We start from the raw sequence: 22436 nt of genomic DNA, 5'->3' as shown, positions 1-22436 counted from the left end.
TGGTGCCGGGGTCAGGCGATGGCGGAGACACCCGTGACAGCCCTGCCCACAATGAGCGTGTTGATTTCGAACGAGCCCTCGTAGGTGTAGATGGCCTCGGCGTCGGCGAAGATCTTCGCCATCCGGTAGTCAGTCACGATGCCGTTGCCGCCGAGGATGGACCGGCCCAGCGCCACGGTCTCCCGCATCCGGGCGCTCGTGTACGACTTGGCGAGGGCCACCTGCGGCATCTCCGCGGCGCCGTCGTCCTGCAGCTGGGCGATACGCGCCATCATGGCCATGCTGGCTACGGCGTTGCCCAGCATGGTCACCAGCTGCTGCTGGATGAGCTGGAATTTCGCCAGCGGCCGGCCGAACTGGTGGCGTTCGACGGCGTACTGCCGGGCGACGTCGAACGCCGCCAGCTGCTGCCCCACGGCCTGCCACGCCACCATGATCCGCGAGCCCCGCAGGAGCTGGTTGGTGTCTTCGAAGCTGCTGATGCCGGCGAACCGGTCGGACTCGGCGATTTGGACATCTTTGAACACAATGTCCGCGTTCTGCACGGTCCGGAGCGCAATCTTGTTTTCGATCCGGCTCCGGCCCACGCCCGGCAGGGAAGCGTCAACGATGAACCCGCGCACCGCGCCATGCCCGTCGGCAGCCACGGCCTCGTCCCTGGCCCACACCAGCATGTAGTCGCAGAACGTCCCGTTCCCGATCCAGCGCTTGGCGCCGTTGAGCACCCAGGAGTCGCCGTCGTCGTCGGGCTCTCCCGTTGCGCTGGAGACGCGCCGGACACGGGTCTCCATGCCGCCGGCCACGTCGGAACCGTGGCCGGGCTCCGTCAGCGCGAATGCCCCGGTGACGCGCAGGCTTGAAGCGTCCGCAAGCAGCCGCGCCCGCTGGTCGGGTGAGCCGAATCCGTAGAGCGACTCCACAAAGAGGTCGTGGTGGACCAGGAAAAATGTGGCAATCGAGGTATCAACGCGCGTCATCTCGGCGATGACCAGTCCCGCGAAGAGGTTGCTGTAGCCGCGCTGCGCCGGCGTGCTCAGCTCCAGCGCGGCGAGTTTGGGCAGGATGTGCGCCGGGAACTCCGCTTTGTTCCACCAGTCCGACGCGTACGGGGCGATCTCCGCGGCCAGGAACTCCCGCAGCTCGGCCAGCTTGGCCCGCTCCTTCGAGTTAAGGAAGGACTCGAACGCGAAAAAATCGGCGGTGGGCAGGTCGTCAATCGACGGTTCGGAGATCGCCGGATCCGCGGCGCCCGGCAGGCTCATTTCGGGCCCATTCGGATGGCGCCGTCGAGCCGGATGGTTTCGCCGTTGATCATTGCATTTTCCACAATGTGTGCCACCAGGTTGGCGTATTCGGCGGGCTTGCCCAGGCGGGACGGGTGCGGGACCTGCTGGCCCAGGGAAGCTTGGGCTTCATCAGACAGGCTCGCCATCATAGGTGTTTCGAAGATGCCCGGGGCGATGGTCACCACGCGCACCAGCGAGCGGGCCAGCTCACGGGCCAGCGGCAGTGTCATGGCGGCGACGGCGCCCTTGGAAGCGGCGTAGGCCGGCTGGCCGATCTGCCCGTCGAAGGCCGCCACGGAGGCCGTGTTGATGATGACGCCGCGCTCGGGCCCGCCCAGCTCGGTGCTCACCGGTTCCGTTGAAACCATGGCAGCGGCCGCCAGTCGCAGCACGTTGAAAGTCCCGATCAGGTTGACCTGGATGACGCGGGTGAACGTGTCCAGCGGAAGGACGCCTTCCCGGCCCAGGACCTTGCCCGGTGTGGCGATGCCGGCGCAGTTCACAACAACACGGAGCGGTCCAAGCGCCACCGCGGCGTCGACGGCGGCCTGCACCTCAGCTTCGTTGGTGACGTCAGCGGGGACAAAGACCGCGCGCGCCCCGTAACCGTCCCCCGAACCGCTGCCGGCGACGTTCAGCGTTGCCGCATTGAGCTCGGCGGCGTAGGCCGCACCGGCGGAGGACGGCAGGTCGATCAGCACCACCGAGGCGCCGGCGTCGAACAGGCGCTTCGCCGTGGCAGCCCCAAGCCCGGAGGCCCCACCCGTAACCAGCGCGACAGTACCCAAGACGTCCATACATCCTCCTTGATGCGGCTCCGACACCGGTGACCGGCGCGAAACATAAGTTAGTGAATGTTAACTGAATTTCGGGCGGGCCGCACCCGCTAGGCTAAACGGATGACCATGCCGGAAGCCGAACCCGCCGACTGGCAGGCCGTCGACTGGCAGGACCGGGCCAACGTGGCAGCCCGCTCCGTCACGGATCTCTTCGGCAGGCGCCTGCTGTTCCTGCCGGGAACCCACCTCGCTGCCGTGCAATGGCCGTCGAAACGCCTTAGGAACGTCCTCCACCCGTGGCACTACTGGTGGCAAGCGCACTACGTGGACTGCCTGGTGGATGCCGGGCGCCGCGAACTGGGCAATGGGGGCACCCCCGCGGCAAGGTTCAACGGCCCACACCTCCCCAGCGCCGGCAGGCTCGCGTCCAGGCTTGTCACGGGCATCCGGCTGCGCAACGCTTTCACCTTCGTCAACAACTACTACGACGACATGGCCTGGTTGGCGCTAGCAACGCACCGCCTGCAAAGCCTTGCCGAGAAGACGCGCAAACCCGGCCGCCGCCGCAACGCCAGGGTCCAGAAGACCCTCACGCTGCAGTTCGATTCGGCCTCCACCGACGACCTGGGCGGCGGGACTTTCTGGAGTAAAAAGCGCGACTTCAAGAACACCCCGGCTACCGCCCCCGTGGCGCTCTACTACGCCCGGACAGGCCAGCAAGCCAAGGCGCAGCGGCTGGTGGACTGGCTCAACGCTGTGCTGTTCGACGAGCACCAGAGCCTCTATATCGACGGGGCGCGGCTCAGCGCGGCCGGCGAAGTGCTGGTGGAGGACACCATCTATACCTACAACCAAGGCCCTGTGCTGGGAGCCCTGCTGGAGCTCGGTGGCGACGCCAACCTCGCCCGTGCCTCGGCGGTCATTGACGGCGTGGCTCAACACCTGACGGTGCACCCTGCAGCGCCGGACAGCTCCCCGCGCGTCCTCCGCTGCGATGGAACGGGCGACGGCGGACTCTTCACCGGGATTCTCTGCCGGTACCTGGCACTCGCCGCCGCCGACGCCCGGCTTCCGGAGTCCGCCCGGAACACCGCTACGGAGCTCGTGACTGCTACCGCCGACGCCTTCTGGGCGGGCCGCCGGCCGGCGGGAGCAGGGGCGACAACCGGAAGCTACGGCAGGTGCGTCTTTTCCGTCCACGCGGCCCAGCCGGCGGACACCACCTACCCGCCAGGTGCCGCCGTCGAACTGTCCACCCAGCTGCAGGCCTGGATAGCGCTGGAGGCCGCGGCGGCCATCCGCCGAGAGCCGCAGGCGAATTAGGTCACGCAACAGTTCCGTAATGCATGTGATCCTGCTCACTTAAGGGCCGTGCTGCTTGGTACCTTAGGTTTGGCTAACCTACAGTTTCTCGGGTGAGCCATCCCCTTTCCCCGGCTCACCAGGACAGTAGGTCCGCACACTTTTCCCCAGAAAGTAGCCCCAATGAAGATCCGCAACAGCGCACTGGCCGGCATCGCACTCGCCGCCACCGCAGCCCTGGGACTGACCGCCTGTGGCGGCGGCACCACGCCGGCAGCCACCAACTCCCCGTCCGCCGAAGCTAAAGTCTCCGGCGAAATCACGGTCTACAACGCGCAGCACGAGAGCCTGACGAAGGAATGGATCGAGGCCTTCACCGCCGAGACCGGCGTCAAGGTGACCATGCGCCAGGGTTCGGACACCGAGCTGTCCAACCAGATCGTCCAGGAAGGCGCGGCTTCCCCGGCCGACGTCTTCCTCACCGAAAACTCCCCTGCAATGGCGCAGGTTGAGAACGCCGGCCTCTTTGCCGACGTCGACAAGGCCACCGTTGACCAGGTTCCGGCCGCGTTCCGCCCGAGCACCAACAAGTGGACGGGCATTGCCGCCCGCTCCACCGTCCTGGTGTACGACAAGGCCAAGCTGAGCGAAGACAAGCTGCCCAAGTCCATGCTGGACCTGGCCAACCCGGAGTGGAAGGGCAAGTGGGCCGCCTCACCGTCCGGCGCCGACTTCCAGGCCATCGTCGCCGCGCTGCTGGAGCTCAAGGGCGAGTCAGCCACCGAGGAATGGCTCAAGGGCATGAAGGAAAACTTCAAGGCCTACAAGGGCAACAGCACCGCCATGAAGGCCGTCAACGCCGGCGAAGTCGACGCCGCGCTGATCTACCACTACTACTACTACGGTGACCAGGCCAAGACCGGCGAGAACTCCAAGAACGTCACCCCGTACTTCTTCAAGAACCAGGATCCGGGCGCGTTTGTGTCCGTGTCCGGCGGCGGCGTGCTGAAGTCCGCCAAGAACGCTGCGGCTGCCCAGGCGTTCCTGAAGTTCATCACCGGCAAGAAGGGCCAGGAAGTCCTCAAGAACGGCACCTCGTTCGAGTACGCCATCGCTTCCGAGGTTCCGGCCAACGACAAGCTGGTTCCCCTCACGGAACTCCAGGCGCCCACCGTGGACCCGGCCAAGCTGAACTCCACGAAGGTCACCGAGCTGATGACCAAGGCAGGACTCCTGTAATTCAGTGACCACTGATCTATCGGCTCCCCCGTCCGTGGGGAGCACGACGACGGCGGGCCGGGGCACCAGCCCCCGCCCGCCTTTCGGCGTTTCCGCGGTGTCCATCCTGGCAGTGCTGATCGCCCTGTTTTCCCTGGTACCACTGGGCTACGTCGTGTACATGACGGCGGCAACCGGGTGGGACACCGCCGTCGAACTGATCTTCCGGCCGCGCGTGGGCGAGCTGCTGCTCAACACGGTGCTCCTGGTGGTGTTCACTGTCCCGCTCAGCATCATCCTGGGCGTGGGCGGTGCCTGGCTGGTGGAGCGGACCAAACTCGGCGGCCACAAAATCTGGGCCGTGCTGCTGGCCGCGCCGCTGGCCATTCCCGCGTTTGTGAACAGCTACGCGTGGGTATCGGCGGTCCCGTCCCTGGCCGGGCTGGGCTCCGGGGTCCTGATCGCCACGCTTTCGTATTTCCCGCTGGTGTACATCCCCGCCGCGGCCACCCTCGGCCGCCTGGACCCGGCCATCGAACAGTCCGCCGCCTCACTGGGCCTCGGCAACTGGCGCGTCTTTTTCCGGGTGGTACTCCCCCAGCTCAGGATCGCCATGACCGGCGGCGCCCTGCTGGTGTCCCTGCATCTGCTCGCCGAATACGGGGCGTTCGCGATGATCCGTTTCGATACGTTCACCACCGCGATCATGGTCCAGTACCAGTCCACGTTCAACGGGACCGCCGGCAACATGCTCGCCAGCGTCCTGGTGTTTTTCTGCCTGATCCTGCTGGTGGTGGAAGTCCGCGGCCGGGGCACCGCCCGCTACGCCCGCATAGGGTCCGGCGCGCAGGCCAGAGCAATGCGCCTGCCGCTGCACGCCTACCAGGTTCCGGCGCAGCTGTCCTTGCTGGCGCTGACGGGACTGGCCGTCGGATTGCCGGTGTTCTTCGTCCTGCGCTGGATCGTCGCAGGCGGTTCCGCAATCTGGGCGGCCGATGAGTTCGCGCCGGCCCTCCTGACCACGCTCGGCTACGGCCTGGCCGGCGCGGTGGTGACCACCGCCGTCGCGTTCCCCATGGCGTTCCTTGCCGTGCGGCACCCCAGCTGGTTCAGCAAGTCCCTGGAGCTCTCCAACTACGTCACGAGTTCCCTGCCCGGGATTGTGGTGGGCCTGGCGTTCGTCACCGTCAGCATCCGGCTGGTCCCCGGCGTCTACCAAACGGCCGGAGTCCTGGTGGCCGCCTATGTCCTGCTGTTCCTGCCGCGGGCGCTGGTCACGCTTCGCGCCGGCCTGTCCCAGGCACCCAAGGAACTGGACGAGGCCGCCCAGTCCCTGGGCAAACCGCCGCTGCTGGCCTTCATCCGGGTGACGTTGCGGCTGACTGCTCCGGCGGCCGCTGGCGGCGCGGCCCTGGTGTTCCTGGCCATTGCCAACGAGCTGACCGCCACGCTCCTGCTCTCCCCGAACGGGACCCGCACGCTCGCCACCGAGTTCTGGAGCAAAAGCAGCGAGATCGATTACGCCGGCGCCGCCCCCTACGCCCTGCTGATGATCCTGCTCTCGGCGCCGATGACCTACCTTCTCTTCCAGCAGTCCAAGAAAGTGGCCGGACAGTGACCGAACAATCCCCCTCCAGGCTTCCGGAACCGCGGATCGCGCCGTCCGTGGCACCCTCCACCAACAGCCACCTGCAGATCACGGACGTCACCAAGAATTTTGCGTCCCAGGCCGTCCTCAAAGGCGTCAACCTCTCTGTGGCCAAGGGCGGCACCACCGCCATCGTGGGGCCCTCCGGCTCGGGCAAGACCACCCTGCTGCGGCTGATCGCCGGCTTTGAGCACCCCGCCACCGGCAGCATCTCGCTCAACGGCGCCAAGGTGGCGGGCGACGGCGTGTGGTTGCCTGCGCACAAGCGCCAGGTGGGGTACGTGGCCCAGGACGGGGCGCTTTTCCCGCACCTGACGGTGGGCCAGAACATCGCCTTCGGCCTGGACGCCGGGAAGCTCGACGGCGGGCGGCGCGCCGTGGCAGGCCGGATCACAGAGCTGTTGGACATGGTCTCGCTGGACGCCTCCATGGCCAAGCGGCGCCCACACCAGCTCTCCGGCGGGCAACAGCAGCGGGTGGCCTTGGCCCGCGCGCTGGCCCGCGAACCCGAACTGATGCTGCTGGACGAACCCTTTTCAGCCCTCGACGCCGGCCTGCGCGTCGCGACCCGGCGGGCCGTGGCCAATGTCCTCAACAAAGCCGGCGTCACCACCATCCTGGTCACCCACGACCAGGCCGAGGCCCTGTCCTTCGCGGACCAGGTGGCGGTGATGCGCGGCGGCAAGCTGGCCCAGATCGGCAACCCGTTTGTGGTCTATACCCGCCCCGCAGACCGCGCCACCGCGGAGTTCCTGGGCGACGCCGTCATCCTGGACGCTTGGATGGAAGGCTCGCTGGCCACGTGCTCACTGGGCGGAATTCCCGTGCGCCGCCCGCCTGCCCAGGGCCGGGTGCAGCTGATGCTGCGTCCGGAGCAGATCCGCATCGCAGAGGACGGCCCCATCCGTGGCGTAGTGGTGGACACCGACTACTTCGGCCCGGAAACCACCGTGCGCCTCAAGCTCTCTGTGCCGCCTGAACTGGCTGGCCGCACCGACCACCGCTACCCCGGCGGCGGCGAAGTCATCACCATCCGGCACTGGAACGCCTCCATCGCCCGGCCCGGAATGGAACTCTGCCTGCGGGTGGTGGGCGAAGCCGTCGCTTTCCCCCACGACGACTAATCCCAACTAGGTAGCAGCAGATGTCGTAATGAGCCCTCAAACCGACATGTGCTGCTACCTAGTTGGGCGGGGTGGGGCGGCGGGCTTTTTCTTCTGCGGATACGGCGCCTCGCCCCGTGCCAGCATCTCCACAAAGCCGGCGATTTTCCGTTCCCGCGTGGACGCCTGCTTCACGGAATTCGTCCGGTAGATCAGGGCATACCGGTTCACAGAGGTGAGGACGTCGAACATGGCCTGGGCCGCGGGGACCGCAGCGATCGCTGCGGCCAGGTCCGGCGGGACTTCCGCCGTCGCCTGCCCCACGTAGGCTGCCTCCCAGCGCCCGTCCGCTTTGGCGGCGTCGACGGCCGCGCGGCCCGCCGCAGTCATCCTGCCGGCAGCCTCGAGCTTCCCGATGCGGTCCACATTCCGCGCCGACCAAACGCTCTTCGAGCCGCGGCGGGTCATCCGCTGGAAGGAGCTGTCGTCGTCGCGCCGTTTGCCCTGACCGTCGATCCAGCCAAAGCACAGCGCCTCCTGCAGCGCGGCTTCGTAGTCCAGCTCAGTGGTGTGGCCGCCCTTCTTGTGCAGCACCAGCCACACGCCGGGGCTGTCGTTATGGTTGGCTTCCAGCCACAGCCGCCACTCCGCCGCGTCCGCTACCAGCAGTTCCTCGAGTTCAATGGCCATGACCCTATTCTGCCTGCCTGACGTAGGAAGTGGCATGATGGCCGTAGCCCACCCGTCCCGGTTTCGAGGAGGAACCCAATGCTGCGTGTCCGTCCCGTCCATTTCACCTCCCGGCCGGACAGCTGGGAGCAACTCCTCACGGCCCTGGGCCTGGCCAAGACCGTTGATGACGGCCCCTGGCGGGAGTTTGACGCCGGTTCCGGGCGGCTGGCCCTGCATCTGTCCGACGCCGGCGCGGCGGATGACGGCACCACGGCCCTCGGCGTCGAGGTGGGCGATCTGACCGAATTCGCCCGCCGCACCGTACTGGCCGCGGAGGAATCCGGGAACACAGTTGCCGAGCTCATCGCCGCTGACCATGGCGAGTCCTGCCGCATCACCGGCCGGGACGGCTTCAGCTTCCTGGCGGACAAAGGTGCGCGGGAGCCACACTCGGCTGACGCTGATCCGGCACTGACCGTCGTCGGGGTCTGGTTTACGGCGGATCCCGGCGCCGCCGCGGTGACGCTGCAGGACATCGGCGCCAGGTTCCGCCCCGTCCCGGACGCCGATGAAACCGCCGACTTCACCACCAAAAACGGCGGGGTGCTGATGGTGCGCCCGGCGTCCGGCCCGCCGCGGTCAGGCCTGGGATTTGAGTACGACGGCGATCTGGGCGCCTTGCGGGACCGGCTCACCGCCGCCGGGCTGGACGTCAGCGAGACCGAGGAAGCCTTTGGCCGGACCCTGCACGTGGCCAACCCCGACGCCGTAGGCACTACCGCTGCCACACCGGCCCCGCATGTCCCGCCCACTCTCTGGATCTCACAGCGCCTCGCCGCAGAGTGAACCAGCCGAGGGGTCAGATTTCGGCGCTTTGCACGACGCTTTACGCTGAGAGCTCACCCCTCAGCGGTCCCCGGTCCTCCGATGAGGTAGAACTTAACCATGAACGTTCGCACTCCTGACCCCAATCCCGGCTGGCTCTCCGAAGAAGATCTTTTTGAGGCCCGAGGGAGGCTCCCCATGATCTATGTGGAGGCCGTGCCGGTAAGGCTGGATCCGCTGGGTTTTGTGAACGAGGTTGGCACGCTGCTCCAGGCCGATGAAGACGGAAACATGATCCGGTCGCTGGTTTCGGGGCGCGTGATCTACCGGGAGACCATTCGCGCGGCGCTCCTGCGCCACATGGAAAAGGACCTGGGACCGCTCGCTTTTCCGCAGCTCCCCATCAGCCCGGTCCCCTTCACGGTGGCCGAATATTTCCCCGCCCCGTCCCAGACCGGCTTCACCGACGAACGCCAGCACGCGGTGTCCCTGGCGTACGTCATCCCCGTGACAGGCGAATGCGAGCCCCGCCAGGATGCCCTGGAACTGACGTGGATGACTCCGGCCGAAGTGCTCAGCGCCGGCGTCCAGCTCGAATTCAGCGGCGGCCGCGGCGCCTTGGTCCGCCAGGCCCTGGCCTTTGCCGGAGTGGGTCACTGACGCCCGCGGGTTCCCCGGCGTCCCCGACTTCCGGCGCCCCGCTTTGTAGACTGTAGGGCGGACCGCAAGAGAACTTAAGGACTCCCATGACCGAAACCCCAGCCGCCCGGCACTACAGCGAACAGCAGGCTGGCTCTCTGACCACCGGCGATCAGCTCCTTCTCCCTGACGGTGAACGCACCGCCGAAATTCAGCATGTGGAGTTTGAACAGGATGATTTCGGGACCCCGGCGGTGGTTCTGGCGAACCTCACCGGCGGCGGCACGCTCCGCATCGCCGCCGGATCCACCGTCAGGATCCTGGACACAACAGTCCTGGTCATCACGGTTCCGGACGCCACCTTCCAGGACGCAACGCCCGACGCCGTCACGCAGCTGCCGGTCTCGGCGCAACCCCCTGCCGAACAGCCCCAGCACACCGGCGAAGGGGAGGCAGCCCCAGCGGCTCCCGCCGTCGTCGTACCTCCTCTGCCGGCCATCCCGCCCGCGGCGAGCGGACCCTCCGCGGAAGAACTGGCGCAGATTCCGGCGCCGCAGGGCACCCCGGAAGCGGTGGTGGAGGCTGCCGCGGAAGCCCACCCGGACGCCGTTGGTGTGCTGCTGCTGGCGGACAAGCTGGCCAAGGGCATCAACTTCAAGTCCGGCAGCTGCCTTAAGGACCTCAGCGACCTCGCCCACGAACTGTTCATCACGCTGAAGGATCCGGACGGGGCCCTCACCGTGGCGGACCTGCTCAACGTCCTGCCGTTCGACGGCAACCCGGGCCGGTGGGCGTCCGTGGAGGCGTCGCTGGCCTTGTCCAGCTTCATCTGCCGCCAGGAACGGCAGGAGGAGCGCGCCGAAGTTTATGAAAAGCTGCTGCGTTTGCCCGAAAACCAGGAAACGGACCCGTTCAAGGCGCGGATGAACGCCAAGGTGCGCCAGCGTTCGCTGAACGAACCCAACCTGTACGACAAAGAGATCTTCCGCTCGATCGACAACTCCAACCATGAGGCCGAGCGGGAATGGCGGCTGCTGCGCCTCGAGTCCCTGCTGTTCCTGCGGGCGCACGGCGGGTCTGAGACGATCGGCGTGGGCGAACTCCAGCGCCGGATCAGCAACGAACTCGAGGCCGTCCGGGCCTGAGCTGTCCGGGTGGGGGAATTACCCCCTACCCGGGGCAGCGCCTGCGTTGTAGATTCGGGCTATGACGAACAATCTGAGCGTGGTGATAAATGCTGACGCGCCGCAGGTCTGGACCATGCTGCGTGAACCGGCCAAAGTGGCCCAGTGGCACGGCTGGGAGGCCGATGAACTGGCTGATGAGATTGACGGGATCTACTTCAGCAGCAACGTCGTTGAAGCCCCGGACCACACCAGCCTGACCACCAACGGCGGCGACCTCTTCGACCTCAAGCCGGTCTCCGCCGGGACTCAGGTCAGTGTCACGCGGGCAGCCCTGGACCACAATTCGGAATGGGCGGCCTGGGATGAGGACATCACGCAGGGCTGGCTGACGTTCCTCCAGCAACTCCGCTTCGCGCTGGAGCACCACCCGCACGGCAAACGGCACACGTTGTTCTTCGAATTTCCCGGCACCTCGGATTCCGAAATCGAAAAGCTCGGATTGTCGGACGTGCCTGCGCCGGGTGAGCCGTACGCGCTGACGCTGTCCACGGGCGAGGAGATCACGGGCAAGGTCTGGTTCCGCAGCAACCACCAAGTGGGACTCACCGTCCACGGCTACGCGGAGCACGGGGACGGCCTGCTGATCGTGGCGGACCAGCCCGTCATTGAAGGTGTCAGGCCCCAAGGCGGTGCCATGGTGATCGCCTCGACGTTTGATCTGGGTGCCCACCAACTGGAGTCCATCCATTCGCTCTGGGACAGCTGGCGGGCTGAGAACTACCCCACATCGGAAGCGGCCCACTGAGGGATCGGCGGCGTTTGCTGGCACACTGGAACCGTGCCAGCCAACCCCGCCTCCGCTCCATTTGTCTCCGCCGCTGCAGCTGACCAGTCCGAGTTCTCCTTCACCGTTGGTACCCGCCTTGCCGACAGCTGTGCGCCATCGGCCGCCCAGGTATCTGCCAACGGCGGCGAATTCCTGGGCCGCACGGGGACCATCACCACTCCGCACGGCGAGATCCGCACCCCGGCGTTCATCGCCGTCGGGACCAAAGCCACGGTGAAGTCCGTCCTCCCGGAATCCATGGCGGACCTGGGGGCACAGGCGCTCCTGGCCAACGCCTACCACCTGTACCTCCAGCCGGGGGCGGACATCCTGGACGAGGCCGGCGGGCTGGGTGCGTTTATGAACTGGTCCGGGCCCACGTTCACGGACTCCGGCGGGTTCCAGGTCATGAGCCTGGGCTCCGGGTTCAAGAAGGTCATCGACATGAAGACTGTGTCTTCCGCGGAAGCGGCGGTCCCGGACGACGCCGTGGCTCCGGGCAAAGAACGCCTGGCCCACATCGACGACGACGGTGTCTGGTTCAAATCGCATCTCAACGGCGACCGCCACCGGTTCTCGCCTGAAATTTCCATGCAGGTCCAGCACCAGATCGGCGCGGACATCATGTTCGCCTTCGACGAGCTGACCACGCTGCAGAACTCCCGCGGCTACCAGGAGGAATCGCTGGAGCGCACCCGGCTGTGGGCCCTGCGCTGCCTGGAGGAGCACTTCCGGCTGACCTCCGAGCGCGTGGGGAGGCCGTACCAGGCCCTGTTCGGCGTGATCCAGGGTGCACAGTATGAGGACCTGCGCCGGAAGGCATGCCGGGACCTTGGCGCCATGGACTTCGACGGCTACGGCATCGGCGGTGCGCTGGAGAAGGAGAACCTGGGCACGATTGTGCGCTGGTGCAACGAGGAACTGCCGGAGGACAAGCCGCGGCACCTGCTGGGCATTTCTGAGCCGGACGACATCTTCACCGCCATCGAGAACGGCGCGGACACCTTCGACTGCGTCTCCCCCACGCGGGTAGCCCGCAACTCCGCGTTCTACACGCCGGCCGGCCGCTTCAACCTGTCCGGCGCCAAGTACAAGCGCGACTTCGGTCCGCTGCAGGACGGGTGTGACTGCTACGCGTGCGCCAACTATTCCCGGGCCTACATCCATCACTTGTTCAAGGCCAAGGAGATGGTCTCGGCCACGCTGATCTCCATCCACAACGAGCGTTTTGTGGTGAAGATGGTGGACGATGCGCGGCTGGCCATCGAGGCCGGGACCTTTTTCGAGTTCAAGGCCGAGACCCTGGCGCAGTACTACTCCTGAGCACCGGCCCGGCCCGGATCCCGGGTGTCGCTGCGCGCCCAGAGGCGAGTCCCGCCGTCGTCCTCCGCTATCCTGACCAAATGCTCATCGAAATCGCTGCCGCAGAAGGCACGGCCGAGGCTATCGTCGCCCGCCCCGCTTCCGGCGAAGGTCCCTTCCCCGGCGTCATCCTCTACATGGACGCGTTCGGCCTACGCCCGCGCATCGAGGAGATGGCGCAGCGCATCGCCGACTGGGGCTACGTGGTCCTCGCGCCGAACGCCTTCTACCGCGACGGAACGGCCGCGGACCTCGCCCCGACCACGGACATGACCACTCCGGAGGGGCGGGCCGCTGCCGGCAAGGCCGCCTTTCCGCGCTTAGGGCACCTCACCACGGACAAAGCGCTGCCGGACATTGACGCGTGGGTGGAAGCGCTGGGAACGCTCGACGACGTCGCGCCGGGTCCGATCGGTACGTTCGGGTACTGCATGGGTGCCCGCCTCGCGGTCCGCACGGCCATCGCCCACCCCGACGCGGTGGCAGCCTGTGGCGGTTTCCACGGCGGTGGCCTCGCGAGCGACGCCCCGGACAGCCCGCACCTGGGACTCGACAAAGCCCGGGCGCGGTTCGTGTTCGGCCACGCGGACCACGACAAGAGCATGGATCCCGACGCCGTTGCGCGTCTGGGAGCGGCGCTCGACGCTGCCGGGCTCGAGGCTTCCAACGAGATCTACGCCGGCGCGCCGCACGGCTATTCGATGGCGGACACCTCGATGTTCCATTTTGAGGCCACGGAGCGCCACTACGCCGAGCTCCGCGCCCTCCTCGACGGAACGCTCAAGGGCTGACTTTACGCGCCGTAGCTCGGTTCGCGCTTCTTGATCCAGCCGATCACCAGGGACGTCACCGGGACGAACAGGAACTCAACCAGGGTTTTGTAGACGAAGCCCACCACCACGTAGTTCACGAAGGTGCCGAAGTCCGTGATGCCGATGACGGACGCGGCGATGCTGCAGAAGATCAGGGTGTCCACGAATTCACCTGCGCCGGTGGAGCTCATCAGCCGCGCCCAGAGGGACTTCTCCCCGGAGCGGGCCTTCATCTTCACCAGGATCCACGAGTTGATGGTCTGCCCGGCCAGGAATGCTAGCAGTGAGGCCAGCACAATCTGCGGGACCGGGCCCAGCGCACCCTCCAGGGCTGCCTGCTTGGACGTGCCGAAGTCGTCATCAAAGCCGGGCAGGGCGATGATCACCCAGTAGCAGATCGAGGCGAACACAGACAGGGCAAAAGTGGTGAAGATGGCTTTGCGTGCCACCTTGAAACCGTAAACCTCGCTGATCACATCGCCCAGAATGTAGGCCAGAGGGAAGAGGAAGAAGCCGCCGTCGGTGATGATCGGACCGATCGCGACGCCCTTGGATGCGCCGATGTTCGAAAGGATCAGCACCACGGCCATAAGGGCCAGCATGATGCCGAAGTACGGCGAGCCGATCGATGCGAATTTGGCGGCTGTGCCTGCGGGGTTGGTGACGGGCAAGGCGTCACGGCCTGAGGGGGAGGGCATGGGGGTGTCCGTTCATAGTGGTTCGCTCGGCGTACCGTTCCGCAGCGAAAGGTGTCGCGGGACGCCGGCTGTATTAGCACTGTCACGCCATTCTCCCACCAACCCGGGGCACCACCGTTTTGAACACGTTCAGTTCCATGCCATACTCATTTCTGAACACGTTCAAAAAAGAGGGGAATCCGGTGACAGCCAAAAGCGAGCAGACCCGCCAGCTCCTGGCGGATGTGGCACTGCGCATGTTCCGCGAGATCGGCTTCGAGAAAACCACCATGCGGGCCATCGCAGCAGAGGCCGGCGTCTCCGTGGGTAACGCCTACTACTACTTCGAGTCCAAAGATGACCTGGTCCAGGAACTCTACGTCCAGGTCCAGGCAGAACATGCCGCCAAGGCTGACGAGGCCCTCAAAGGCCTCAAGGACCTGGGCAGCCGCCTGAAAGCCACGCTGCACGCAGGCCTGGACGTCATGGCGCCGTACCACCGCTTCGGTGCGGATTTTGTGGCCACGGCCATCCGGCCGACGTCGCCCGTCAACCCCTTCGCGGGAGAGTCGACGGCGGCCCGCGAAGCCTCGCTGGACATCTTCCGGGCTGCGGTGGAAGGCGCCAGTCCGCAGGCGCCGAAGAAGCTGCGCGCGGAGCTGCCGGAGCTGCTGTGGCTGGGCTACATGGGGATCGCACTGTTCTGGGTGTACGACACCTCGGAAGGCCAGCGCCGCACCCGGAAACTCGTGGACAGAGCCGTCCCGCTGATCGCCCGGGGACTCTCGCTCGCAAAGATTCCCGGCGTCAACAAAGTGCTGGACGATGTCCTCAGCCTGAGCCGCAGCGTTCGCGACTGAACGCACCACCGAACACAATGGGGAAAGTCATGAACAAAGCAAAGACCGTGGTGCTGGCCGGAGCCTCGGGCTTCATTGGCACCTACCTCCGGGAGCGTTTCGAGCGGGACGGCTGGAAGGTCCGCACCATCGGCCGCCGGGCAGCCAAGGGCTCGGCTGAGTCCGCAAACTGGGACGACGGCGCCATCACCCGGGTGCTGGACGGCGCCGACCTCCTGGTGAACCTCGCCGGACGGTCGGTCAACTGCCGCTACAATGCGCGGAACAAGGCGATCATCCTCGATTCCCGAGTCACCACCACCGCGGCACTCGGCCGCGCCCTGGCACACTGCCAGGCACCGCCGTCGACCTGGCTCAACGCCAGCACCGGCACCATCTACCGGCACGCGGACGACCGGCCGCAAACAGAGTCCGACGGCGACCTCGGCAACGGTTTTTCCGTGGATGTGGCGCGCGCCTGGGAAGCCGCCCTGGCCGCGGCGAACACACCCGGCACCAGGAAAATCCCGCTGCGGATCGCCATCGTGCTGGGGCCAGGCGGCGGCGCGCTGCGGCCCTTCGCCACCCTCGCGCGGCTCGGCCTGGGCGGGCATATGGGCCACGGGAAGCAGAAGTTCAGCTGGATCCACGTGGAGGACCTTTACCGCACCGTCCGCTTCCTGCACAAACGGACCGACATCTCCGGCCCGGTGAATGTGGCCTCCCCGGACGTCGTGGACAACCGCGAACTCATGCACCTCGTCAGGCGGGCCTATGGCTCCCGGCTTGGCATTCCCACCCCGGCCCCGCTGCTTAGACTGGGCGCCGTGGTGATCCGCACCGACACCGAACTGGTACTGAAGAGCAGGTGGGTCCAGCCGCAGAAACTGCTCGATGCCGGGTTCATCTTCCGGCAGCCGGAGCTGGGGCGGGCCCTTCTCACAATCGCCAAGGGCAGGGCATGAACCGGCCGCTCCGCGTGACGTTCGGCCCCGCGGCGTTCCTGCTTGGCGCTGCTATCACCGTGCTCTTGTTTGGTTTTCCGCACGGCGCCACAGGCTACGTTTTCGGCATTGCCGCGGCCATCCTGCTGGGAATGCCGCTGGCTTTGGCCACCGGCATCCTGATGCGGCCTGTCCGCGACCAGTTGCTCCACGTTGCAGCCATCGCGGTCGTCGGATTGGTGACCGGCGCGCTCACTCTCATCTTTATGACGGGCGGCCGCTGGTACACCATGTGGGGCCTCGTTTTGTGGACGGGAGTCTGCGCCGCAATCGGCCGGTTGGCGGTAGTTCGCCTCGTGGCCACACATGACAGCGGAGAACATGCCAGGCTTGTTGCCCCGGCGCCGGATGGCAGGATAGTGCCATGACTTTTGCTTCAGCTGCCCTCCGGTCCCCCGCATCCGCTCCCGCCGTCGTCCTGACGATTGCGGGTTCCGAGTCCACGGGCGGTGCTGGCGCCCAGGCTGACCTGAGGACCTTTCAGGAACTGGGTGTGTTCGGCATTGCCAACCTCACCTGCATCGTGTCCTTCGATCCGAAGGACAGCTGGAACCACCGGTTTACACCCGTGGACCAGCAGGTCATTGCGGACCAGTTGGAAGCCACGACGGCGGCGTACGGTCCGGCGTCGGGCGTCACCGCTGGCGGTGCGTCGGGCGAGTTGCTGGCGCCGGGCCGGCCGGTCCTGGACACCGTAAAGATCGGCATGCTGGGCAGCCCCGCCACCATCAGCACGGTGGCGGCAGCACTGGAAACGGGCCGGTTCCGGAACGTGGTGCTGGATCCGGTACTGATCTGCAAGGGCCAGGAACCGGGCCACGCACTGGACACGGACCAGGCGCTGAAGGCTCAGATCCTGCCACTGGCCACGTTCGTCACACCCAACCACTTCGAGGCCGAATCATTGTCCGGCCTGGCGATCACCGACGTCGAGTCCTTAAAGGCCGCCGCCATCCGCATCCATGAGATCAGCGGCGCTGCGGTTCTCGCCAAGGGTGGCGTGCGGCTGGCAGGCCCCGACGCCGTCGACGTTTACTACGACGGCGAGACGCTGGAGGTCCTCAGCGCTCCTAAGGTGGGCGACGTGGCCGTTTCCGGCGCCGGCTGTTCCCTGGCCGCGGCCGTGACGGCGGAACTGGCCAAGGGCGCCACGCCGCTGCAGGCGGCCCGGACAGCGAAGTCATTTGTCACCGCGGGCATCCGCGACCGGGTGGCGTCCGGCGCGCCGTTCGACGCCCTCTGGCAGGGCGGGGCGCGCTAGCCCCGCGCCACCCCCACCGCCGAACCCTCTCTCACTTAATGCGGGTTTTTGGACAACGCTCTCTCAATTTCTCAGGGACAGTGAGCGTCTACCGCGGGTCCGCGACCTTCCCCATAAACAGCGGCAGGCCCGTTTCCACATGCACGATTTGATAGTGGAACGGCCGGTCGAAACTGAGGGACCGCGCCGGCTCGGGCTGGATGCTCGTCGCCATGCCGTTGATCTGGGTCACGGCGGCGGCCACGGTCCCCTTCTCCGCCACGGTGATATTGGCGTCCTGTGCAGCCTGGGTGATCATCAGCCCCGGCTGGATTGCGTCAAAGTCGCTGGTGGTTGTCAGGGTCTTCCGCAGCCCCAGCTGTTGAAGGATTGCGCGTACGTCAAAGCTGCTCTTGTGGTCCCAGGTGGGCAGTGCCAGATCGACGTCTTCAGGGTTTGCGGCGTCGAGGGCACGTGCCACCTCCGACAACCGGTCCGCCGTCAGGGCGCCGGCACCGCCGTCGGAATTCTTGCTGGGAAGGACGAGCCGCATCACGAAGCCCTCACCATAGGGCAGGTCAACGGCCTGCCACCCTGGGCCCTCAGCGTAGGGCATTTCCTGCAGGCCGTGCATCGTGGGGACGTTGACCGTTCCACCCACCGCGGTGGCGAACGGTCCGTCCGAGGTGGCGTTGGCACTGAAGGGAACGTCCCAGGCGGCAGCGAAATAGACGGTGTTGAGCAGGCTGAAGGTGTTGCTGGGGTCATAGGGGGCAGGCGCTTTCTCGATCCGGCCGCCGGTGTTCCTGCTGACCCACGCATCGATCGCGGGCTTGGTGACTGCCGCATCCCGGAAATCCACGGGATGCACGCCGGTGCCGTAGTGCTCTGCGAGGCTGTCCAGGTATCCCCGGCCGGTGGGAATGTTCTTGTCCACAAACAATCCGTTGGCTGTATGCACCAGTGGTTTGGCAGGCGGTTTGTCTTCGTCCACTGAGCCTGGATCGTCGTCGTATGTTTCCAGGGACGCGAGCAGCGCGTTCATGGCCGCGTCGCGGTCCGCAGACGGCAGCCCCAGCACAGCATCCATTTCAGCTGCGGCTTCACCGGACGCACCGGCCCGCAACATGGCCAGGGCAATAAGGAGGCTGCCCGGCGACGCGATGATGTTCCCCTCTCCGCTGGCCAGGAGTGCGTCTCCCAGCCTCAAGGCGGAGTCCCGGAACGCGGCCAGTTCGTTCCCGTACGCCGCACGGTCCACCGAGACCCGTTCGACGCCGTCGGCCGTGAGGAGTTCCGGCGGCGCCGGGGCTGCACACCCTGCGACTGCCAGCACCGCTCCGAGCGCCATCATCCGTTGTAAACGAAACACTTTGAGTTGCCTCCCCCGGCACCAAGGGCGGGAATCCGCCTTCTCCCAGTCAAACAGCGACGGCGGTGCCAGACGATGCCGGCAGGGTCACGCTTTGCACTCATTTTGGTCACGCGAGACGCGCGGAACTAGCGCCGCGGAAGGTTCCGCAGGTTGCTCCGGGCCATGCTGACCGCCTCACCGGCACCGCGGTTGAGCACCACTTTGGACATAGCAGTCGCGAACCCCAGCACCTGCGATCCCGAAATCTTCGGCGGAAGCGAGAGCGCCTGCGGATCCGTGATCAGTTCCACCAACGACGGCCCTGGATGGGCGAAGGCTGCGAGGTAGGCAGCCTCGATCTGCGCGGGATCCGTAACCCGCACGGCGTGGAAACCCAGCGCCCGCGCGACGGCGGCGTAATCGGCGTCGGGCACGTCCACGCCGAAGTCGGGAAGCCCGTCCACCAGCATTTCCAGCTTGACCATGCCCAGCGTGGAATTGTTGAAGACCACCACGTTGACCGGCAGTTTGTGGGCGGCCACGGTAATGAGTTCGCCGAGCAGCATCGAGAGGCCACCGTCGCCGGATACTGACACCACCTGGCGGCCGGGAAAAGCGAGCTGGGCGCCGATGGCGTGCGGCAGGGCGTTGGCCATGGAGCCATGCAGGTACGAACCAATCAGCCGGCGGGTGCCGAGCGGGTTGATGTACCGGGCCGTCCAGACGTTGCACATGCCGGTGTCCGCGGTGAAGATGGCGTCCTCGGCGGCCACCTGGTCCAGTAGCGACGCCGCGTATTCAGGGTGGATGGGCTGCTTCTTCTCCACCTTGCGCGTGTAGGCGCGTACAGATTTGTTCATCAGCCTGTGGTGCTTCTTGAGCATCTGGTCAAGGAACCGGCGGCTCTTTTTCGGCGTCAGCAGGGGCATCAAAGCGGCAAGGGTGGGTAGCACGTCGCCGTGGACTGCGATGTCGACGTCGGTCCGCCGGCCCAGCCGGTGGGCTGCCCGGTCCACCTGGGCCGTACGGGTTTCGGGCAGGAACTGGTCGTAGGGAAAGTCGGTGCCCAACAGGATCAGCAGGTCCGCGTCCTCGATCCCCTCGGCGGCGGCGCCGTAGCCCAGCAGGCCGGTCATACCGATGTCGTAGGGGTTGTTGTACTGGACGAAGTCCTTGCCGCGGAGTGAATGGCCGATGGGCGCGTTGATCAGTTCAGCAAGCGAGATCAGTTCTTCATGGGCGCCCTCCACGCCGGCCCCGGCGAAGATCGCCACCTTCCCGGCCTCGTTGATCGCCTCGGCCAACTCCCGGACGCTCGCCGGGTCAGGGACCAAGCTGGCCGGCCGGAAGGTGGCAGGCAGCGGCGTTTCGGCTGTCGCTTCCAGCCCCGCGATATCGCCTGGGAGCGTGACGACGGCGACTCCCCCGAGCCCGAGGGCGTGCTGGATGGCGCTGTGCATCACGCGCGGCGCCTGCTCTGCGGTGCTGACCAGCTCCGAATAGACAGAGCATTCGTTGAAGATACGGTCCGGATGCGTTTCCTGGAAGAAGCTGCTGCCGATCTGTTTGCTGGGGATATGCGAGGCGATGGCCAGCACGGGAGCGCCGGACCTGTTCGCGTCGTACAGGCCGTTGATCAGGTGGAGGTTTCCCGGGCCGCAGGAACCCGCACAAACGGCCAGCTTTCCAGTCAGCTGGGCTTCGGCTGCAGCTGCGAAGGCGGCGGCCTCTTCATGCCGGACGTGGATCCAGTCGATCCCGCCCTCCTTGGAGCCGCCGGTTTGCCGGACCGCATCGACGATCGGATTGAGGCTGTCGCCCACAATCCCGTAGATCCGCTGCACGCCCGCAGCCTGGAGCTGTTCGATGAGCTGGGTGGCGAGTTCCTTGGCCATGAGTGATCACTCCCGTGAGCAGGTTGATGGGCTGGCAGGTTGATGGGCTGACAGGTTGAAGAGCCGACAGGGCCAATATAGTCCCGCCGCCTGACCGCGCGTCAGGAATAAACCCGCAATAAGTGAGAGAGGGTCCGAGGTGGTGGGCGGACGACGGCGGGCGGGCACCCGCCGTCGTACGTCACCTGCCACCTGCACCCCAAGTCCCTAGGCGTTGATGGAGTCCTTGTCCTTGTCGTCGTCCTTTACAGGCCGGTTCCAGGCATCGCCCTGTTCGCGGTCCAGGTGGGTGGCCTTCTTGTTCTTCAGGGCGAAGATGTAGACCAACAGTGAGATAGCGATGGCAACGGTGACGTAGGTGAAGAACAGGTCCACGCGCTCGGCCTTCTGGAATGCGGCGCCGAGCAGCGGCACCGTTCCGCCGAAGAGTGAGTTCGCAATCGCGTAGCCCAGGCCGACGCCGAGGGCGCGGATGGAGGCCGGGAACAGCTCGGCCTTCACCAGGGCGTTGATCGAGGTGTAGCCGCCGACAATCAGCAGGCCGCCCAGCATCAGCAGGAATGCCGTCAACGGGTCCTTGGTGTTGGACAGGGTGGAAAGCAGCGGCCAGGTGAACAACACACCCGTGATGCCGAACCAGAGCAGCAGCGGCCGGCGGCCCACCTTGTCCGAGATGATCCCGTAGACCGGCTGGAGCAGCATGAAGATGAACAGCGCCCAGAAGTTGATCACGGAGGTGTCGGTCTTGGCGATCCCGGAGGTATCGTTCATGAACTTCAGAATGAAGTTGGTGTAGGTGTAGAAAGCCACGGTGCCGCCAAGGGTGACGCCGATGCAGATCAGCAGCGGCTTCCAGTGCTGGGTGAACAGCAGCTTCATGGTGCCGGGCTGGGCAACGCCGGCCACGGCTGGAACCTTGGCGGCCTCGACCTGCTCAGCGGACACGGTTTCTTCCATCGAGCGCCGCAGCCACAGGACCACGAGTGCGGCGACGCCACCGATCGCGAAGGGGATGCGCCAGCCCCACTCAGTCAGGGCGCCCTTGTCCATGGTGTTCTGCAGGATGACGAGTACCAGCAGGGCCAGCATCTGGCCGCCGATCAGCGTGACGTACTGGAAGCTTGAGAAGAAGCCACGGCGTTTGGACGTGGCGGCCTCGGACATGTAGGTGGCACTGGTGCCGTATTCGCCGCCCACGGAGAAGCCCTGGACCAGCCGCACAAGGATCAGCAGGATCAGCGCCCAGACGCCTATTTGCTGGGTCGTCGGCAGGATGGCGATGGCGAAGGAACCGGCGGACATGATGGTCACACTGAGCGTCAGGGCCGCCTTGCGGCCCTTGCGGTCGGCGTAGCGGCCGAAGAACCAGGCGCCCACCGGGCGCATCAGGAACGACGTCGAGAAGACGGCCATCGCCTCGAGCCCGGCCTGCAGGTCGTCTTGGGAATTGAAGAAGTGCGACTGGAAGTACGCCGCGAAGACTGTGTAAACGTAGAGGTCGTACCACTCCACAAGGTTGCCCGCTGAACCCTTGAGGATGTTGCTCACGGCCCGGCGGGTCTGGGCTGCCTCGCTCTGTACTTCGGCCTGCTGGGTGCTCATCGCTGAACCTTCCTTTGCTGCGGCGCTTTTCTTACCTTCGTGCTGTCCATGGCTACGTTGCCCATGGTTCCTCCTCGACGTTGACGGTCCCCCTCAAACGCCGAGGGCCTCATTCAAGTTATGCGTGATCCAAGGCACATCCAACGTGGGAGGGCATTTCCTAACACTTCCTTAGGTTTCGCCGGCAGAAAGGGTAATCTCCAAAGCGGGCAGTTTGCGTTGCCCG

The 22436-nt window shown here is 66.1% G+C and carries 21 protein-coding genes; 14 read left to right on the top strand and 7 right to left on the bottom strand.

What is annotated here, in order from left to right:
• Positions 1 to 11: 11 nt before the first annotated feature.
• Positions 12 to 1262 carry an acyl-CoA dehydrogenase family protein gene (locus ACZY1F_RS13430; RefSeq protein WP_463942143.1) on the bottom strand — a complete coding sequence of 417 codons (1251 nt, stop codon included), beginning with the start codon at positions 1260 to 1262 and terminating at the stop codon, positions 12 to 14.
• Complete coding sequence (locus tag ACZY1F_RS13425) at positions 1259 to 2083, bottom strand: SDR family NAD(P)-dependent oxidoreductase (RefSeq protein ID WP_463942142.1); 825 nt, start codon at positions 2081 to 2083, stop codon at positions 1259 to 1261. The genes ACZY1F_RS13430 and ACZY1F_RS13425 overlap by 4 nt, the downstream gene beginning before the upstream one ends.
• Before the next feature lie 102 nt (positions 2084 to 2185).
• Here ACZY1F_RS13425 and ACZY1F_RS13420 point away from each other — a divergent pair, with 102 nt between their 5' ends.
• The 4 genes from ACZY1F_RS13420 (at position 2186) to ACZY1F_RS13405 (ending at position 7357) form a co-directional block, all read left to right on the top strand.
• The gene (locus tag ACZY1F_RS13420) at positions 2186 to 3388 is read left to right on the top strand and encodes a glycoside hydrolase family 76 protein (protein ID WP_463942141.1); all 1203 of its coding nucleotides are present in this window, start codon (positions 2186 to 2188) and stop codon (positions 3386 to 3388) included.
• A 162-nt stretch (positions 3389 to 3550) separates the two neighbouring features.
• Entirely contained in the window at positions 3551 to 4606 is a 1056-nt protein-coding gene (locus ACZY1F_RS13415) for an iron ABC transporter substrate-binding protein (protein ID WP_463942140.1), read from the top strand.
• Between the two features lie 4 nt (positions 4607 to 4610).
• Positions 4611 to 6203: an ABC transporter permease gene (locus ACZY1F_RS13410; protein ID WP_463942139.1), complete on the top strand. Its 1593-nt coding sequence runs from the start codon at positions 4611 to 4613 to the stop codon at positions 6201 to 6203.
• Positions 6200 to 7357, top strand: coding sequence for an ABC transporter ATP-binding protein (locus ACZY1F_RS13405; protein WP_463942138.1), 1158 nt, complete (start codon positions 6200 to 6202; stop codon positions 7355 to 7357). Before ACZY1F_RS13410 ends, ACZY1F_RS13405 begins: the two co-directional genes overlap by 4 nt.
• A gap of 54 nt (positions 7358 to 7411) precedes the next feature.
• Here the strand turns inward: ACZY1F_RS13405 and ACZY1F_RS13400 are convergent, their stop codons facing one another.
• Positions 7412 to 8026: a YdeI/OmpD-associated family protein gene (locus ACZY1F_RS13400; RefSeq protein ID WP_463942137.1), complete on the bottom strand. Its 615-nt coding sequence runs from the start codon at positions 8024 to 8026 to the stop codon at positions 7412 to 7414.
• Between the two features lie 78 nt (positions 8027 to 8104).
• On the opposite strand from ACZY1F_RS13400, the gene ACZY1F_RS13395 reads away from it, so the two are divergent.
• The 6 genes from ACZY1F_RS13395 to ACZY1F_RS13370 all read left to right on the top strand — a co-directional run bounded on the left by ACZY1F_RS13395 (position 8105) and on the right by ACZY1F_RS13370 (position 13578).
• Positions 8105 to 8854 (top strand): VOC family protein, encoded by a 750-nt coding sequence (locus tag ACZY1F_RS13395; RefSeq protein WP_463942136.1) that lies wholly within the window; start codon positions 8105 to 8107, stop codon positions 8852 to 8854.
• Positions 8855 to 8953: 99 nt separating this feature from the next.
• The gene (locus tag ACZY1F_RS13390; protein ID WP_463917773.1) at positions 8954 to 9493 is read left to right on the top strand and encodes an NUDIX hydrolase family protein; all 540 of its coding nucleotides are present in this window, start codon (positions 8954 to 8956) and stop codon (positions 9491 to 9493) included.
• A gap of 86 nt (positions 9494 to 9579) precedes the next feature.
• The gene (locus ACZY1F_RS13385; protein WP_463942135.1) at positions 9580 to 10617 is read left to right on the top strand and encodes a DUF6707 family protein; all 1038 of its coding nucleotides are present in this window, start codon (positions 9580 to 9582) and stop codon (positions 10615 to 10617) included.
• Between the two features lie 61 nt (positions 10618 to 10678).
• The gene (locus tag ACZY1F_RS13380; RefSeq protein WP_463942134.1) at positions 10679 to 11404 is read left to right on the top strand and encodes an SRPBCC family protein; all 726 of its coding nucleotides are present in this window, start codon (positions 10679 to 10681) and stop codon (positions 11402 to 11404) included.
• 33 nt (positions 11405 to 11437) lie between these two features.
• Complete coding sequence (tgt, locus tag ACZY1F_RS13375; RefSeq protein WP_463942133.1) at positions 11438 to 12748, top strand: tRNA guanosine(34) transglycosylase Tgt; 1311 nt, start codon at positions 11438 to 11440, stop codon at positions 12746 to 12748.
• A gap of 80 nt (positions 12749 to 12828) precedes the next feature.
• Positions 12829 to 13578: a dienelactone hydrolase family protein gene (locus ACZY1F_RS13370; RefSeq protein WP_463942132.1), complete on the top strand. Its 750-nt coding sequence runs from the start codon at positions 12829 to 12831 to the stop codon at positions 13576 to 13578.
• Between the two features lie 2 nt (positions 13579 to 13580).
• On the opposite strand, the gene ACZY1F_RS13365 is transcribed toward ACZY1F_RS13370, so the two are convergent.
• Positions 13581 to 14297: a queuosine precursor transporter gene (locus tag ACZY1F_RS13365; RefSeq protein WP_463942131.1), complete on the bottom strand. Its 717-nt coding sequence runs from the start codon at positions 14295 to 14297 to the stop codon at positions 13581 to 13583.
• A gap of 182 nt (positions 14298 to 14479) precedes the next feature.
• Between ACZY1F_RS13365 and ACZY1F_RS13360 the strand changes: the two genes are divergently transcribed.
• Genes ACZY1F_RS13360 through ACZY1F_RS13345 form a run of 4 tightly spaced genes read left to right on the top strand, consistent with a single transcriptional unit; the run spans position 14480 to position 17380 of the window.
• On the top strand, positions 14480 to 15136 hold the full coding sequence (locus ACZY1F_RS13360; protein WP_463942130.1) for a TetR/AcrR family transcriptional regulator: 657 nt from the start codon (positions 14480 to 14482) through the stop codon (positions 15134 to 15136).
• 29 nt (positions 15137 to 15165) lie between these two features.
• Positions 15166 to 16080, top strand: a complete 915-nt coding sequence (locus ACZY1F_RS13355; RefSeq protein ID WP_463942129.1) for a TIGR01777 family oxidoreductase — start codon at positions 15166 to 15168, stop codon at positions 16078 to 16080.
• Complete coding sequence (locus ACZY1F_RS13350) at positions 16077 to 16487, top strand: hypothetical protein (RefSeq protein WP_463942128.1); 411 nt, start codon at positions 16077 to 16079, stop codon at positions 16485 to 16487. The genes ACZY1F_RS13355 and ACZY1F_RS13350 overlap by 4 nt, the downstream gene beginning before the upstream one ends.
• Positions 16484 to 17380, top strand: coding sequence for a hydroxymethylpyrimidine/phosphomethylpyrimidine kinase (locus ACZY1F_RS13345; protein ID WP_463942127.1), 897 nt, complete (start codon positions 16484 to 16486; stop codon positions 17378 to 17380). Before ACZY1F_RS13350 ends, ACZY1F_RS13345 begins: the two co-directional genes overlap by 4 nt.
• An 88-nt stretch (positions 17381 to 17468) precedes the next feature.
• On the opposite strand, the gene ACZY1F_RS13340 is transcribed toward ACZY1F_RS13345, so the two are convergent.
• From ACZY1F_RS13340 to ACZY1F_RS13330, 3 genes are all read right to left on the bottom strand, one after another.
• Positions 17469 to 18713, bottom strand: coding sequence for a serpin family protein (locus ACZY1F_RS13340; protein ID WP_463942269.1), 1245 nt, complete (start codon positions 18711 to 18713; stop codon positions 17469 to 17471).
• Between the two features lie 146 nt (positions 18714 to 18859).
• Positions 18860 to 20608: a pyruvate dehydrogenase gene (locus ACZY1F_RS13335; RefSeq protein ID WP_463942126.1), complete on the bottom strand. Its 1749-nt coding sequence runs from the start codon at positions 20606 to 20608 to the stop codon at positions 18860 to 18862.
• Positions 20609 to 20815: 207 nt separating this feature from the next.
• Positions 20816 to 22210, bottom strand: a complete 1395-nt coding sequence (locus tag ACZY1F_RS13330) for an MFS transporter (protein WP_463942125.1) — start codon at positions 22208 to 22210, stop codon at positions 20816 to 20818.
• Between the last annotated feature and the right edge of the window lie 226 nt (positions 22211 to 22436).

This window comes from Pseudarthrobacter xylosi (assembly GCF_055412765.1).
Note: the sequence above shows the minus strand (reverse complement) of the source record. Positions and strands in the feature narration are given on the sequence as shown.

What these genes read in the sequence shown, in the direction of transcription:
- ACZY1F_RS13335 (WP_463942126.1), bottom strand. Translation starts at nt 20,608, where the DNA reads ATGGCCAAGGAACTCGCCACCCAGCTCATCGAACAGCTCCAGGCTGCG.
- ACZY1F_RS13355 (WP_463942129.1), top strand. Translation starts at nt 15,166, where the DNA reads ATGAACAAAGCAAAGACCGTGGTGCTGGCCGGAGCCTCGGGCTTCATT.
- ACZY1F_RS13385 (WP_463942135.1), top strand. Translation starts at nt 9,580, where the DNA reads ATGACCGAAACCCCAGCCGCCCGGCACTACAGCGAACAGCAGGCTGGC.
- ACZY1F_RS13420 (WP_463942141.1), top strand. Translation starts at nt 2,186, where the DNA reads ATGACCATGCCGGAAGCCGAACCCGCCGACTGGCAGGCCGTCGACTGG.
- ACZY1F_RS13345 (WP_463942127.1), top strand. Translation starts at nt 16,484, where the DNA reads ATGACTTTTGCTTCAGCTGCCCTCCGGTCCCCCGCATCCGCTCCCGCC.
- ACZY1F_RS13370 (WP_463942132.1), top strand. Translation starts at nt 12,829, where the DNA reads ATGCTCATCGAAATCGCTGCCGCAGAAGGCACGGCCGAGGCTATCGTC.
- ACZY1F_RS13340 (WP_463942269.1), bottom strand. Translation starts at nt 18,713, where the DNA reads ATGATGGCGCTCGGAGCGGTGCTGGCAGTCGCAGGGTGTGCAGCCCCG.
- ACZY1F_RS13430 (WP_463942143.1), bottom strand. Translation starts at nt 1,262, where the DNA reads ATGAGCCTGCCGGGCGCCGCGGATCCGGCGATCTCCGAACCGTCGATT.
- ACZY1F_RS13380 (WP_463942134.1), top strand. Translation starts at nt 10,679, where the DNA reads ATGACGAACAATCTGAGCGTGGTGATAAATGCTGACGCGCCGCAGGTC.
- ACZY1F_RS13330 (WP_463942125.1), bottom strand. Translation starts at nt 22,210, where the DNA reads ATGAGCACCCAGCAGGCCGAAGTACAGAGCGAGGCAGCCCAGACCCGC.
- ACZY1F_RS13425 (WP_463942142.1), bottom strand. Translation starts at nt 2,083, where the DNA reads ATGGACGTCTTGGGTACTGTCGCGCTGGTTACGGGTGGGGCCTCCGGG.
- ACZY1F_RS13350 (WP_463942128.1), top strand. Translation starts at nt 16,077, where the DNA reads ATGAACCGGCCGCTCCGCGTGACGTTCGGCCCCGCGGCGTTCCTGCTT.
- ACZY1F_RS13415 (WP_463942140.1), top strand. Translation starts at nt 3,551, where the DNA reads ATGAAGATCCGCAACAGCGCACTGGCCGGCATCGCACTCGCCGCCACC.
- ACZY1F_RS13390 (WP_463917773.1), top strand. Translation starts at nt 8,954, where the DNA reads ATGAACGTTCGCACTCCTGACCCCAATCCCGGCTGGCTCTCCGAAGAA.
- ACZY1F_RS13400 (WP_463942137.1), bottom strand. Translation starts at nt 8,026, where the DNA reads ATGGCCATTGAACTCGAGGAACTGCTGGTAGCGGACGCGGCGGAGTGG.
- ACZY1F_RS13395 (WP_463942136.1), top strand. Translation starts at nt 8,105, where the DNA reads ATGCTGCGTGTCCGTCCCGTCCATTTCACCTCCCGGCCGGACAGCTGG.
- ACZY1F_RS13365 (WP_463942131.1), bottom strand. Translation starts at nt 14,297, where the DNA reads ATGCCCTCCCCCTCAGGCCGTGACGCCTTGCCCGTCACCAACCCCGCA.